Genomic DNA, 14249 nt, shown 5'->3' with positions numbered 1-14249 from the left:
GTCTGGCCGCCTTCCCTTTACGGCAATCGGTCTGCGCGGCAGAACCCAAGGCAGTCCTGCCAAACAACGCGCCTACGGCGCCTCTTTACGCCGCGGACTGTTCTCGCCGACGGGCATGACCGCCACGGTCAAGCGAGAAATGCAGCTGAGCTTGCCGTCCTCCCCGCTCAGGCGTATGTCCCACACATGGCTGGAACGCCCCAGGTGAACCGGCCTACAGGTCGCCGTCACACGACCATCGCGCAAGGCACGAATGTGGTTGGCGTTCACTTCCAGCCCCACGCAGTAGAAACGGCTCGGGTCGATGCATTGGTAACTGGCCGTGGAGCCGACCGTCTCGGCAAGCACCACCGAAGCGCCGCCATGTAGCAAGCCATACGGCTGATGAGTGCGGGAATCGACCACCATGCTCGCGGTCAGTGAATCGTCGCCGACCGCTTCAAAGCGAATATCGAGCAATTCCAAAATGGTGTGCTGGCGATGCGCGTTGAGCTGCTCGATTTGCGGTGGGGTGTGCCAAATGCTCAAGGGACGTGCTCCAGTGGTTCGTATTTATTCTTATGGAAACGAAAAGCGGTGGGCCGTGCGGCTTATGAGGGATGCCGAAGCCCGACGAGGTGCATCAAACCGGCTGCCAGGTGCTCGCCCTCGAGCTCGGCCAGACTGGCGGTCGCCATGGGCAGCGGTGCGTCACGATGACCGCTGACCAGCCAGCCGCCCAGCGCACCGACGAGGGGCTGATGGGTCACGAGCAACAGGCGCTGCTCGGTACGTCGGTCCAGATAAAGCATCGCGTCGGCCGGGTCGGCGTCGGGCGTCAGCCAGGGAACGGTCTCCACCGGCCCTGTGAAGCCGAGCGTCTGGCGAACGATCTCGGCGGTTTGCTGGGCCCGTTGATAGGGGCTGACCAGGATCACCTGTAGCGATTGGTCCTGTAGCGGCGCGGCGGCGCCCTCCACTTCCCGGCGCCCAACGTCCGTCAAATTGCGCTGCGCGTCGGTACGAGCCTTGGGTTCGGCCTGGCCATGGCGCAACAGCCATAACCTCATGGTTGCGACTCCTGGGCAGGCGTGACGGGTGCCACCGGTGGCGGCGTCTCGCGATCGGCCGGGCGTGGCGTAGGCCAGTCGGACATCGGCCAGGGCTTGCGATCGGTATTGAATGTGCCGAAGCGGCCGATCTGCGCGACGTACTGGCTGAGGCTGTCACCCAGCCCCTGCAGGCTGTCGCTCCCCTTGCCACTTATGGCATGCAGGACCAGCTGCGCGACCACGACTATCAGCAGTACCACCTCGGCTATCTGCCAGACGAAAAAGAAAACCAGCATCCAGATGGCGCGCAAGATCAGTGATTCGCGATCGGCACCGTGTTGTGGTGTGCTCATCGATGTATCCCCTGTGGTTTGTCAGAAGCCGTCGGTGGAAATGAAATCCACATCGGTCTTCGGTTCGCCGCGCATCAGCAGCGCAATCACCTGTTCCAGCGTACGCCCCTCGAACAGAATGGCATGCAGCCCAGCGACCAGCGGCATGTAGACCTGCAACTCCTCCGCCTTGGCCTTGAGTACCTTGATGGTGTTGACACCTTCGGCTACCTCTCCCAGGCGAGACACGGCCTGATCGAGACTCAAGCCCTCGCCAAGGGCGTATCCCACCTGAAAGTTGCGGCTTTTCGAGGAGGTGCAGGTCACGATCAGATCGCCGACCCCGGCCAACCCCAGGAAGGTCATCGGGTTCGCCCCCAACCTGACGGCGAAGCGGGTCATCTCGGCAAGCGCCCGGGTGATCAGCATGCTGCGCGTGTTTTCGCCCATGCCAAGTGCCGCGGCCATACCGGCCATGATCGCGTAGACGTTTTTCAAGGCGCCGCCGAGCTCCACGCCGAAACGATCGGCACTGGCGTAGACGCGAAAGGTACGCCCATGCAGCGCCTGCTGTACGCTGCGGCACAGTGTCTCGTCATTGCTGGCGACCACGGTCGCGGTCAACGCATGCTCGGCCACTTCTCGTGCCAGGTTCGGCCCCGAGATCACGCCGATGCGGGCATGTGGTGCGATCTGCTCGAGAATCTGGCTCATCAGCATGAAGCTCTGCGCCTCGATGCCCTTGGTCGTACTGACCAGCATCTTGCCCGCCAGCTGAGCGGCGAATGGTGACAGCGCCTGGCGCAGGGCACTGGACGGCAGCGCGACGAATACCAGCTCGCAATCCGTTAGCGTCTGCCCCAGATCGGTCACCGGATCGACTTTGGGAAGCACCGTCACGCCTTTGAGATAACGCGGGTTCTGGCGATGGGTGCGAATGTTCTCGGCTTGCTCGCTGTCACGCATCCAGAGGCGGACGTCGTGGCCGTTCTCGGCCAGCAGATTCGCGATAGCGGTGCCGAAACTACCGCCGCCAAGCACCGCTATGGGTTGCTGTTCAATCATGGTGTATCCGCTTCAAGCCACTCGGTGGCAGTGTTCTGCATTATTGCGTAGCGCTTCCGGCACAGCCAGCGCCAACCCTCTGGCCAATGGAATCATAAGGTTACAGCTTCCTGCGACCCTTGCTGGCTGAAAGAATCTCTCTGCCCGGCCCGGTTTGAGGCTCGTCTTCGCGAGACATCCCTCGATGGTCTATAAGGGACAGGACGTCACATGGTCGTTGTAGCAGGTGAGGAGTGTTAAAGTATCGGCCCGTTTCTGCCATGGTCTTCTCGTAGTCGGTCGAAACGAGCGGTATCCATCTCCTTGCGCTGTGACTTTCAGCTCAGGGTGGCAGTCTATGACTAGTCTTTGTGATCAGACTCTCGATTTACGAGTCAGATGAAAAGCAGCAAGCCCTCCATAAAGGGACCATTGAGGAATACGCATGACCAAACAACAGGCCTTTACTCGGGAAGATCTGCTCCGTTGCAGCCGCGGCGAGCTGTTCGGTCCCGGTAATGCGCAACTGCCCGCGCCCAACATGCTGATGGTCGATCGCATCGTTCATATCAGCGAAGTAGGCGGCAAGTACGGCAAGGGCGAATTGGTCGCCGAGCTGGACATCAATCCTGATCTCTGGTTTTTTGCCTGTCATTTCGAAGGTGACCCGGTCATGCCCGGCTGCCTGGGCCTCGATGCAATGTGGCAGCTGGTAGGCTTCTATCTCGGCTGGCAAGGCAATCCAGGCCGGGGCCGCGCCCTGGGCTCCGGCGAAGTGAAGTTCTTTGGCCAGGTTCTGCCAACCGCCAAGAAGGTCACCTACAACATCCATATCAAACGCACCATCAATCGCTCGCTGATCCTCGGCATCGCCGATGGCACCGTCAGCGTGGATGGGCGCGAGATCTACAGTGCCGAAGGTTTGCGTGTCGGCCTGTTTACCTCTACCGATAGCTTTTGAAGGACTTCCGCATGCGTCGCGTCGTGATCACCGGCCTGGGTATCGTTTCCTGCCTCGGCAATGACAAAGACACCGTCTCCGCCAACCTGCGTGCCACCCGTCCTGGCATACGCTTCAACCAGGCCTATGCGGACATGGGTCTGCGCAGCCAGGTTTCGGGTTCCGTCGACCTGAACCTCGAAGAGCTGATCGACCGCAAGGTCCTGCGCTTCATGGGTGATGCGGCGGCCTACGCCTATCTGGCCATGCAACAGGCGCTGGAAGATTCAGGTCTGAGCGCTGACGAAATATCCAATCCGCGTATCGGCCTGATCGCCGGCTCCGGTGGCGCGTCGACCATCAACCAGATGGAAGCCATCGACATCCTTCGCGAGAAGGGCGTCAAGCGCATTGGCCCATATCGCGTACCACGCACCATGAGCAGCACGGTATCGGCCTGTCTGGCCACCCCGTTCCGCATCAAAGGCATCAACTATTCCATCGCCTCGGCCTGCGCCACTAGCGCGCATTGCATCGGCCATGCCATGGAGCAGATCCAGATGGGCAAGCAGGATGTGATTTTCGCCGGCGGTGGCGAAGAGGAGCATTGGAGCCAGAGCTGCCTGTTCGATGCCATGGGCGCCCTGTCCAGCCAGTACAACGACACGCCGGAAAAGGCTTCCCGCGCCTACGACGCCAAGCGTGACGGTTTCGTCATCGCGGGCGGTGGCGGCATGGTGGTTGTCGAAGAGCTGGAGCATGCGCTCAAGCGCGGCGCCAAGATCTACGCCGAAATCGTCGGCTATGGCGCGACGTCGGACGGCTACGACATGGTAGCGCCGAGCGGCGAAGGTGCACTGCGCTGCATGCAACAGGCGATGGCGACGGTAGACGGCGAGATCGACTACCTCAACACCCATGGCACTTCCACGCCGGTGGGTGACGTTGCCGAGAGCAAGGCCGTGCGCAACATGTTCGGCGACAAGATCCCGGCCATCAGCTCGACCAAGAGCCTGTCCGGCCACTCGCTGGGTGCCGCGGGCGTGCATGAGGCGATCTACTGCATGCTGATGATGCAGGGCAACTTCATCGCTGGCTCGGCCAACATCGAAGAGCTGGATCCGGAAGTCGCCGACATGCCGATCGTTCGCGAGACCCGCGAAAATGCCAAGATCGACACCATCATGAGCAACAGCTTCGGCTTCGGCGGGACCAACGCCACGCTGGTTCTCAAGCGCTGGAAAGGCTGATCAACAAGCCTGATGAAGCAACGGCGCCCCAGGGCGCCGTTGCTTTTTGTGTCTTCGACCACCTCATCGCGGACCGCATCACCGCCTAGGCTACCGAGCGAGCCCCATCCTCTAGCCCGCGGCACACCCGGAGGGCGGGTTTGATTAGACGCCCACGCCCTCTTCCGCTACATCGCCATGCGCAATACAGGACGCCGCCGTGAACAGCGCGTCGGTGGACGAATTCAGCGCAGTCTCTGTCGAATCCTGCACCACACCGATGATGAAGCCGACCGCTACCACCTGCATGGCCAAGTCATTGGAAATGCCGAACAGGCTGCACGCCAGCGGAATCAACAACAGCGAGCCGCCGGCCACGCCAGAGGCACCGCAGGCGCAGATGGCGGCGAGCAGGCTGAGCAGGATGGCAGTGGGCATGTCGACGTCGATACCCAACGTATGGACGGCCGCCAGGGTCAGCACCGTGATGGTGATCGCCGCCCCGCCCATGTTGATGGTCGCACCCAGGGGAATCGACACTGAGTAGGTGTCCTTATGCAGGCCGAGACGCTCGCAAAGCTGCATGTTGACCGGGATGTTCGCCGCCGAGCTGCGAGTGAAGAATGCGGTGATACCGCTTTCCCGCAGGCAGGTGAAAACCAGCGGATAAGGGTTTTTGCGAATCTGCCAGAACACGATCAGCGGATTCACTACAAGTGCCATGAAGACCATGCTGCCCACCAGCACCAGCAGCAACTGGAGATAGCCGGCCAACGTCGAAAAGCCGGACGTGGCGAGCGTGCCGGCAACCAGACCGAAGATACCCAGCGGCGCGAAGCGAATGACCACTTTGACGATCAGCGTGACCCCTTCAGAGATATCCGCGATCAGGTCGCGGGTACTTTCACGGGCATGGCGAAACGCGATTCCGAGGCCTATGGCCCAAGCCAATATGCCGATGAAGTTGCCTTCGATAACCGCATGCACCGGGTTGTCGACGATGTTGAACAGCAGGGTATGCAGAACGGCGCCTACCCCGGACGGTGGCACGACGTCGTTGGCCTGGCTGATCAATGTAAGGTGCGTTGGGAATAGCGTACTGGCGATGACAGCCACCACGGCGGCGCTCAGGGTGCCCAGCGCATAAAGCCCCAGGATCGGACGGATGTGCGTCGGCTGCCCGCGCTTGTGGTTGGCTAGCGACGCGGTGACCAGCACGAAGACCAGTACCGGGGCAACGGCTTTCAAGCCCGCGACGAACAGATCGCCCAACAGGCTGACCGAGTTAGCGGTTTGCGGGGACAACCATGCCAGCAGGCAACCGGCGACCAAGCCGATAGCGATCTGAGTCACCAAACTGACACGGCTATAGGCTCTGAAAAGGCGGTTTGAGAGGTTGGACATTGCGGAGTCTCGGCGTAAGAGGCTGGACCGGGCGCAACGCCTGGCGCTGATGAGCGTCACGGCGAGGGCCGACTAAAAACGCCGGATGGTACGCATATCGGCCCGTTATGCCCAGCGCCGAACAAACGGGGGCCGCATACGTTACGGCAGGCCCCATGGCATCCCCCGGAACAACCGGGCATGCGTTGCGGCTCTCGTTCAGATGCGAAAGCGCGCCACCAGTTCGTTCAGGCTGATCGCTAGTCGCGCCAGCTCCTGGCTGGCCGCGCTGGTCTGATTGGCACCGGCCGAGGATTGCAACGACAGGTCCCGGATGTTGATCAGGTTACGGTCGACTTCACGTGCTACCTGGGCCTGTTCCTCCGACGCACTGGCGATCACAAGGTTACGCTCGCTGATCTGACTGATCGCCCGGGTTATGTCATCGAGCGCCTCGCCGGCCGCACGGGCGACGTCCAAGGTGCTACGCGCGCGCTGGTTGCTGGCTTGCATGGCCTGCACTGCCCGATCGGTGCCCTGATGTACGTCGCCGATCATCTGCTCGATCTCCTGCGTGGATTGCTGGGTGCGATGTGCCAGCGCTCTCACTTCATCGGCTACCACAGCAAAACCACGGCCCGCCTCGCCTGCACGTGCCGCCTCGATGGCCGCGTTCAGCGCCAGCAGGTTGGTCTGTTCGGCAATCGAGCGAATCACGTCCAGCACCTTGCTGATGTCCCGCACCTGACCGGCCAGCTGCTCGACCTGAGTGGCAGTGGTGGTCACGTCACCTGCCAGCAGGTCTATCGATTCGACCGTCCTGATCACCTGCTGACGGCCTTGCTGCGCCGTAACATCCGACTCACGCGAGGCCTCGGACGTCGCCACCGCATTGCGGGCGACTTCATCCACGGCCGCGGTCATTTCATTCACCGCTGTGGCTGCCTGCTCGATTTCGTGGTTCTGCTCATGCAAGCCGCGGGTTGAATCCTCGGTGACGGTGTTGAGTTCTTCGGCCGCCGAAGCCAGCTGGTTGGACGAATCGGAAATGCCCTGGACGGTATTGCGCAGATTGGTCTGCATCGCCTTGAGTGCAACGAGCAGACGTGCCGGCTCATCGTTCCCTTCGATGGCGACGTCTCGGGTGAGATCACCTGCAGCTACTGCCTCGGCCACCTGGAGCGCCTGATTCAAAGGCCGAACGATGCTCCTGGTAAACAGGACAGCCAGCGTTACAGTCACCAAGGCCGCCATGATGATGGTGACGACCACCCAACTGAATGCGGTTTCGTACGCAGCACGCGCGCGATCCGCCGCATGCCCTGCCTCCTCGCCGTTGATGCGCTGAAGATCGAGCAGCGCCTTGGTCATGCCGTCAGCATGCTGGCTGATGCTGCCATTCATGACGTCCATGGCTTTTTCCCGAGCGCCCTGAGTGGCCAATTCAACGACCTTGCGCTGCTCGACCATGTACAGCGCGTGAGTCGTTTTGAATCGCTCATAGGCCGCTTTCTCATCTGCCGTGGTCAGCAGCTTTTCGTATTCGGCCTTGGCCTGGTTCACGTCATCGATTAGCTTGCCAAGCATCTGGGCCGTTGCGGAACGCGCCTCATCGCTATTCAGCATGACCATGCGCATCGTCAGCGCGCGGGTGCGCTGCATGCCGGCGTTAAGGCTGCTCAAGCTCACAATGCTCGGAAGCCAGTTCTGGTCAACTTCATTCGATTCCTTGCGCATCTCCGCCATTTGTTTCAGGGCGAACAAGCCAAGGGCCAGAACCATGAGGCCAATCAGGCCGAAGCCAGCCGCAGAGCGGCTCGAAATATTCAAACGTCGAATCGACATAGGGTCTTGCACTCCATAGAAGCGCTGTATTGATCAGCGTTGACAGCCTAATAGCGGAGTCGGCGGGAAAAGCTTGAAGAATTGACGCCAAAAAATAGCGCTGCGGGGCGGGCCAGCGACGAACGACACGGCAGCCAGCAAATGGCCATTAACTACGGCGAACCGCTATCCAGGGCTCTCACCGTTGTTTGCGAGGCAGTACAGCCAGGAAGTTGTCGCGTGCGACCTGACGAGCAACCTTCTCCGGCAAGGCATCGAGAAAGGGGTCGAACGCACGGATACTCTCGGCCAGGCTGTCGAATCGCCCGACCACATCGGTACCGATCATGAAGCGCGTGGGGTGGCGTTCGACCAGCGCCAGCCAATCTTTATCGGCCACGCCAGCGTCGTTCAGCAGGTACGGCCTTAGCATCGTCCAGGACAGGTCGATGAACAGATTGGGATAGTCTTCCAGCAAGCGGGTGACCGTCGGCAGCAGAAAATCGAGCTTTTCCTGATGGCGGTGCAACTCCATGCTCGTGCCGGCATGCGCCCAGATGAAGCGGGTATGGGGATGATTGCGCAGTGGCTCTTCCAGTTCGGCCAGGTATAGCGGGTTACGCTCACGCTTGGAGGTGATATTGGAGTGAAGCATTACCGGCAGGTCGAACTCGGCCGCCAAGTGATAGACGCGCATCAAGGCCTCGTTATTGGCGCGAGGCGTATCGCCCTCGGTCAAGGCCGTCACGTCGTCATGACGAGTGAAGACCTCCCCCAGCCCCTGCCAGAGCCCCGGATCTAGGTCGAGCATTCGTCGAATGTGTGCGTCGGCGTTCTTGTCGTTGGGATTGAAGCCAGAGAGAAACGGGTGGAAGCGTTGGCGCTGCTCTTCGTCCAGTTCCTTCAATGCCGCGGCGACCACGACGTCGGTTGCGCTGTACCAATAGACAGGTGCGTCGTCGCCGGCATAGTAGCGAGGTCGCTTGGGTTCGTTCTCGTGCCACTTCTTGGCTACCGGGATTCCGCTGATCATCACGTGATCGATATCGCCAGCGTCCATGGCCTCGAGCAGCTTGCGCATGCCGTCGCTTTCCTGGAAGAAATCAACGAAATGCAGGTGCGCATCGCTGTAGCGATAGTCCCGCGCGTGAACCGGTGCGATCGACGCGACCAGGCACAAGGCGGTAAGACAATTTCTTAAGTTGAACAACCAATGACCTCCTGACAGCCAAGCGGATAGACCGCTCCCGCGCTTGGCGGTTCAGTAGCCGTGGTCGTTTCGCCATGGTAGCCGTTCCGGTTTGCGATGACCCGCTACCCGCCGCTTCGAGGACCGCATCGCAGATACCGCGCGAGCAAGACGCTCATCAACGAAACGGCGCCGGGCCAAAGCAAAAGGGCCCGTCAATGACGAGCCCTTTTTCGTGTCGCTGCGAGTTAGGCGGAAAGCTCGACAAGCAGCTTGTTCAACCGCTGCACATAGGCGGCCGGATCCTTGAGGCTGTCGCCAGCGGCGAGCGCGGCCTGATCGAAGAGGATGTGCGACAGGTCGGCGAAGCGATCCTCGTCCGGCTCGGCATCGAGCTTCTCGATCAGCGGATGCTGCGGATTGATCTCGAAGATCGGCTTGGATTCCGGAACCTTCTGCCCGCTCGCTTCGAGGATCTGGCGCATCTGCAAGCCAAGGTCCTGCTCGCCGATGGCAAGGATCGCCGGCGAGTCGGTCAGCCGGTGCGATACGCGGACTTCAGCCACGGCGTCGCCCAGCGAGGTCTTGAGACGCTCGACCAGGCCTTCCTTGGTCTTGGCAATTTCTTCCTGCGCTTTCTTGTCCTCTTCCGTGTCCAGCTTGCCGAGATCCAGATCCCCGCGTGCAACGTCCACGAACTGCTTGCTGTCGAACTCGGTGAGGTAGCTCATCAGCCACTCGTCGATGCGATCGGTCAGCAGCAGCACCTCGATGCCCTTCTTGCGGAAGACTTCCAGGTGCGGGCTGTTCTTGACCTGCGCGTGGGATTCGCCGGTGAGGTAGTAGATCTTGTCCTGGCCGTCTTTGACGCGAGCCAGGTAATCGGCCAGCGATACGCTCTGCTCGCCTGACGCGTCCTGTGTGGAGGCAAAGCGCAGCAGACCGGCGATCTTTTCCTTGTTGGCGAAATCTTCTGCCGGGCCCTCCTTGAGCACCTGGCCGAACTGCTTCCAGAAGCTCTTGTAGTCCTCCGGCTTGTCCTTGGCCAGCTTGTCCAGCATGTCCAGAACGCGCTTGGTCAGCGCCGACTTCATCGAATCGATGACCGGATCCTTCTGCAGGATTTCGCGCGAGACGTTCAGCGACAGATCGTTGGAGTCGATGACGCCCTTGATGAAGCGCAGGTACAGCGGCAGGAACTCGTCCGCCTGGTCCATGATGAACACGCGCTGGACATACAGCTTGAGCCCCTTGGGCGCTTCACGCTGATACAGGTCGAACGGCGCGCGACCCGGCACGTAAAGCAGCGAGGTGTACTCGAGCTTGCCCTCGACCTTGTTGTGGCTCCACGCCAGCGGGTTCTCGAAGTCGTGGCCGACGTGCTTGTAGAACTCCTGGTATTCCTCGTCCTTGATTTCGGTACGCGGACGAGTCCAGAGCGCGCTGGCACGGTTGACTGTTTCCCACTCGGGCTCAGCCGGTTTGTCTTTCTCCTCGCCATGGAATTCTTTCGGCAACTCGATCGGCAGCGCGATGTGGTCGGAGTATTTCTTGATGATGTTGCGCAGCCGCCAGCCATCGGCGAATTCTTCTTCGCCGGACTTCAGGTGCAGGACGATACGGGTGCCACGCTCTGGCTTGTCGATGGTGGCGACTTCGAAATCACCCTCGCCTTTCGAGGACCAGTACACGCCCTCTTCGGCCGGCGTGCCCGCGCGACGGCTGAACACCTCGACCTGGTTGGCCACGATGAATGCGGAGTAGAAGCCTACGCCGAACTGCCCAATCAGGTGCGAATCCTTCTTCTGGTCACCGGTCAGGTGCTTCATGAAGTCAGCGGTACCCGACTTGGCGATGGTGCCCAGATGGGTGATCACGTCTTCACGGTTCATGCCGATACCGTTGTCCTCGAGGGTCACGGTCTTGGCGTCCTTGTCGAAGCTCACGCGGATCTTGAGATCCGCACCGCCTTCGAGCAACTCAGGCTTGGCCAGCGCCTCGAAGCGCAACTTGTCAGCCGCGTCGGATGCGTTGGAAATCAGCTCGCGAAGAAAGATTTCCTTGTTTGAATACAGGGAATGAATCATCAGGTGAAGCAGTTGCTTCACTTCGGTCTGGAAGCCCAGGGTTTCTTTGTTTTGAGTCTCCACACTCATCGTCTTGCTAACTCCACATCGTCAATGGCCATGCCGCAAGTGCGGCGATGACGAACAGATGGGGGCTTGGTGCGGGAATTCAAGTGGCGCAAACCGAAGGGTGCGCTCGAGCCCCCGGGGCGAGGCTATGGTTCCAGCAGTTCGAGCCGGACGATGTCGCTGGGGGCGAGATTGTAGATGGCCTCACCCGGCCCCTTGAGAATCCGGCGAATGGCCAGGTTGCCATCGGCATCGATCCCAAGGAAGCGCCCTTGCGCCACCCCGCCACGACTGGTGTGCGCTCGCAACAGTTGCTGCTCGTAACGCGCGGGGCGCTGCAGCAAGAGAGCAAGGGAAAACCGTTGCGGCCGCTCCAGACCAGGCGATGTCTCGCTCTGCGGCTGCGGCGCGCGTTGAACGATCGCAGGTGCAGGCGGCGTCTCGACTAGCTCGGGTAACGGAGGATAGTCGTCGCCTTCTATCGCCCAGCCTTGCTCCCCTTTGCGGATATTCAACGGGTACCGATCCGTGGCGCCCTTAATCTTCGCCTGCACCGACAAAACCGCGGTCGGCAGGCGAAAATCCACAGGTGCCACCGACTCGATCTCGACCAGCCGCGTATTGAAGCGTCGTTGCAGATAATCCCTGGCCAGGTACGCCAGGGTATCGTTCGAATCGTGGTTGAGATCCACCTGCCCCGCGCGATATCGCAGACCGTCGGTGAACAGCTCTACCTGGCCACTCAGGCTCGTGTGGTAATGCGCAGGCAATACCAGGTGAAAATCGCCGGCCAGCCTGTTCGGCGGCACTGCCTGCAGATCCAGATGCAAGGTGTAGCCGCTTTTTACGCGACGCGCCTCGGGAAGCTCCTGCTCCGGACGCATCCAGTTGATTTCGATTTCCGGCACCGGGCCGACATCCTCGGGGAGAACATCGACCCGCACTGCGCCGGGCGAAACCGCGCCTAGACGAATGTTCACTTCCTGCCGAGCGAAGAGGTCGTCCCCTTCACGCAGCGTCAGCACGCCGTCTACCAGACGACCTGTTTTGGGAACGAAAGGGCGACCATCAAGCTGCCCTTGCAGCTCGATAGCCAGGCTGTGGCTTTGTGCCAGCTCATCCGGTTCCAGCCACTTCAGGCTGGTAATGGCCGCAAGCCGCTCCGGCTCGTGGCTGGCCAGCAATGAGAATCCGATAACCAGCGGGATGAAGCCTAGACTGGACAGGCCGATCGCCCTGCGCGCCACGTGCCAGTGCCGAACGGCATAGATCAGATTGATCGGCGGAAGCAGGCTACCTACACCCCACAGCAGGCTGGTGCCGAAGGCCAGCACGACCAACCAGACGAGCCCCGAGACGATCAGCAGCAGCCCGCCCAGTATCAGCAACGCATCCATTCGAGATCCTTGAAACGACTAAGTGGTCGCCGCCAGGAGTCAGGGCTCGTTGACCTTGAAATGGCAACGGGCAGTCGCGATGGGCTCGGCCTGATTGGTTTGCCAAGCGGTCACCGCGACGTTGGCTACGCGACGTCCCTGACGCCAAACCTGGCAGGCGGCAAAGGTGTCACGATAATGACCAGCACGAAGATAATCTATCGAGAAGTCGATGATTTTGGGCAAATGTGGCGCACCCATGAACATCAGCAGATGCAGCATTGCGGCATGCTCCATGAATCCGGCGATCACACCGCCATGGATGGCCGGCAGCATCGGATTACCGATGTTGTCCTGGTTTTTTGGCAGCCGGAACACCATCTCGTCTCCCAGCCGCAGGCATTCGATGCCGATCAATCTCGCGTACGGCACCATCTTCAGCAGCGCATCGTAGTCGTTACTCGCATGCGCTTCCTTGACCAGCGCGTCTAGATCCAGGCCACTCATTGGCGCACCTGCGATTCGCTCACCATCGCGCCCTTGCCCATGCGCATGAAGGCACCGACGACGTGTGCGATCGGCTCATTGATGTCGCGCTGATAGGCGACTCCGCGGGTGAAAATCACCGTCGGCGTGACGCGATAACATTCGGCAAAGCCGAACACGTCATGGTTCGGCTCGGCGGGATGCATGTAGTCGATGCGCAGGTCCAGCGTTGGGCAGATCTCAAGCTCGGGCAATGCGCATGCCGTCGATATGCCACAGGTGGTATCCATCAAGGTGGTGATGGCGCCACCATGAACGAGTCCGCTCTCCGGGTTGCTGACAATCTTCTCGCTGTAGGGAAGACGCAGGGTAAGCCCCTTGGCGTCTGCATGTTCGACACGCATCCCCAGGACCTGGCAGTGGCGTAACAGGGAGAGGAAGCGCTGGGTGCGCTCCAGTATCAGACTATCGCTCATGCGGATTCTCGAATTGCAATCAAGCCGAACATTCTAACCCGCCGATTCGAGCGGCCCTATTCCTTGGGCGAGTCGACAGGCAAGGTTGGCGTAAACACCATGACCTCGAGCACATCGGAGTGGAATTCGCGCCGATACAGCACCAGCACCACACCCGCGGTAACGACCATGAAGAACCAGGGGTGAATGAACCAGGCCAGCGTCGCCATCCCGAAGTAGTACGCACGCAAGCCGAAGTTGAATTGGTTGGCCGCCATCGAAATGACCCGCGCGGCACGCTCAGCGAAGGATTTACGCTCCAGGTCGCTGACATTGCGCTCGCCGGCCATCGGCGCAGAGGCAACCAGTACCGCCGCGAAATTATATTGCCGCATGCACCAACTGAAGGTGAAAAAGGCATAGACGAAGACTACCGCAAGCGCGAGCAGCTTGATTTCCGAAAGCCCCCTGCTTACCGGCTGAGCAAACGGGAGATCGGCCAGCAACGAGACCGCCCGCTCCGAAGCGCCCAGCGCGGTGAGGACACCGGCAAGGATGATCAACGTGCTGGAAGCGAAGAAACCGGCGTTACGTTCGAGGTTGCCGATTACATTGGCATCGGCGATCCGGTTGTCACGCAACAGCATTCGCCGCATCCAGTCCTGACGATAGAGGTGCAGCACGCTGGCCAGGCACGCGGTGTCTCTGCCGCGCCAACTGGCGTAGCGGGTATAGCCAGCCCAGCACATCACGAACCAAAGGACGGCAATCAGGTGCGGTAATAGGTGACTCGGAATTGACATATAAGCCCCCGTGGCAATCGCA

Annotated in this window: 14 protein-coding genes; 2 read left to right on the top strand and 12 right to left on the bottom strand. The window is 60.6% G+C overall.

The window, feature by feature from the left end; translation table 11 throughout:
• Positions 1–72 precede the first annotated feature (72 nt).
• The 4 genes from KCX70_RS10125 to KCX70_RS10110 all read right to left on the bottom strand — a co-directional run bounded on the left by KCX70_RS10125 (position 73) and on the right by KCX70_RS10110 (position 2428).
• A complete protein-coding gene (locus tag KCX70_RS10125; protein WP_212620080.1) occupies positions 73–528 on the bottom strand; it encodes a hotdog fold thioesterase in 456 nt (151 codons plus the stop codon).
• Positions 529–590: 62 nt separating this feature from the next.
• Positions 591–1049, bottom strand: coding sequence for a phosphohistidine phosphatase SixA (sixA, locus tag KCX70_RS10120; RefSeq protein WP_021207855.1), 459 nt, complete (start codon positions 1047–1049; stop codon positions 591–593).
• Positions 1046–1384: a DUF4389 domain-containing protein gene (locus KCX70_RS10115; protein ID WP_212620079.1), complete on the bottom strand. Its 339-nt coding sequence runs from the start codon at positions 1382–1384 to the stop codon at positions 1046–1048. The genes sixA and KCX70_RS10115 overlap by 4 nt, the downstream gene beginning before the upstream one ends.
• Before the next feature lie 21 nt (positions 1385–1405).
• Positions 1406–2428 carry an NAD(P)H-dependent glycerol-3-phosphate dehydrogenase gene (locus KCX70_RS10110; RefSeq protein ID WP_021207857.1) on the bottom strand — a complete coding sequence of 341 codons (1023 nt, stop codon included), beginning with the start codon at positions 2426–2428 and terminating at the stop codon, positions 1406–1408.
• 424 nt (positions 2429–2852) lie between these two features.
• Between KCX70_RS10110 and fabA the strand changes: the two genes are divergently transcribed.
• Positions 2853–3368, top strand: a complete 516-nt coding sequence (gene fabA, locus KCX70_RS10105; protein ID WP_021207858.1) for a 3-hydroxyacyl-[acyl-carrier-protein] dehydratase FabA — start codon at positions 2853–2855, stop codon at positions 3366–3368.
• An 11-nt stretch (positions 3369–3379) separates the two neighbouring features.
• A complete protein-coding gene (gene fabB / locus KCX70_RS10100; protein ID WP_021207859.1) occupies positions 3380–4597 on the top strand; it encodes a beta-ketoacyl-ACP synthase I in 1218 nt (405 codons plus the stop codon).
• A 144-nt stretch (positions 4598–4741) separates the two neighbouring features.
• On the opposite strand, the gene sstT is transcribed toward fabB, so the two are convergent.
• The 8 genes from sstT to KCX70_RS10060 all read right to left on the bottom strand — a co-directional run bounded on the left by sstT (position 4742) and on the right by KCX70_RS10060 (position 14227).
• On the bottom strand, positions 4742–5980 hold the full coding sequence (gene sstT, locus KCX70_RS10095; RefSeq protein ID WP_212620078.1) for a serine/threonine transporter SstT: 1239 nt from the start codon (positions 5978–5980) through the stop codon (positions 4742–4744).
• Positions 5981–6178: 198 nt separating this feature from the next.
• Entirely contained in the window at positions 6179–7804 is a 1626-nt protein-coding gene (locus KCX70_RS10090) for a methyl-accepting chemotaxis protein (protein ID WP_212620077.1), read from the bottom strand.
• A gap of 178 nt (positions 7805–7982) precedes the next feature.
• Positions 7983–8957: an amidohydrolase family protein gene (locus KCX70_RS10085; RefSeq protein ID WP_256437941.1), complete on the bottom strand. Its 975-nt coding sequence runs from the start codon at positions 8955–8957 to the stop codon at positions 7983–7985.
• Positions 8958–9220: 263 nt separating this feature from the next.
• On the bottom strand, positions 9221–11128 hold the full coding sequence (gene htpG / locus KCX70_RS10080; protein ID WP_212620075.1) for a molecular chaperone HtpG: 1908 nt from the start codon (positions 11126–11128) through the stop codon (positions 9221–9223).
• A 125-nt stretch (positions 11129–11253) separates the two neighbouring features.
• On the bottom strand, positions 11254–12504 hold the full coding sequence (locus tag KCX70_RS10075; protein WP_212620074.1) for an MFS transporter: 1251 nt from the start codon (positions 12502–12504) through the stop codon (positions 11254–11256).
• A gap of 39 nt (positions 12505–12543) precedes the next feature.
• Entirely contained in the window at positions 12544–12990 is a 447-nt protein-coding gene (locus KCX70_RS10070; RefSeq protein ID WP_021207865.1) for a PaaI family thioesterase, read from the bottom strand.
• The gene (locus KCX70_RS10065; protein ID WP_212620073.1) at positions 12987–13445 is read right to left on the bottom strand and encodes a PaaI family thioesterase; all 459 of its coding nucleotides are present in this window, start codon (positions 13443–13445) and stop codon (positions 12987–12989) included. The genes KCX70_RS10070 and KCX70_RS10065 overlap by 4 nt, the downstream gene beginning before the upstream one ends.
• A gap of 56 nt (positions 13446–13501) precedes the next feature.
• Positions 13502–14227 (bottom strand): DUF599 domain-containing protein, encoded by a 726-nt coding sequence (locus KCX70_RS10060; protein ID WP_102850800.1) that lies wholly within the window; start codon positions 14225–14227, stop codon positions 13502–13504.
• Between the last annotated feature and the right edge of the window lie 22 nt (positions 14228–14249).

It is taken from the genome of Stutzerimonas stutzeri (assembly GCF_018138085.1).
Taxonomy (GTDB): Bacteria; Pseudomonadota; Gammaproteobacteria; order Pseudomonadales; family Pseudomonadaceae; genus Stutzerimonas; species Stutzerimonas stutzeri_AI.
The sequence above is the reverse complement of the archived record's forward strand: the minus strand, read 5'-3'. Positions and strand labels throughout refer to the sequence as shown.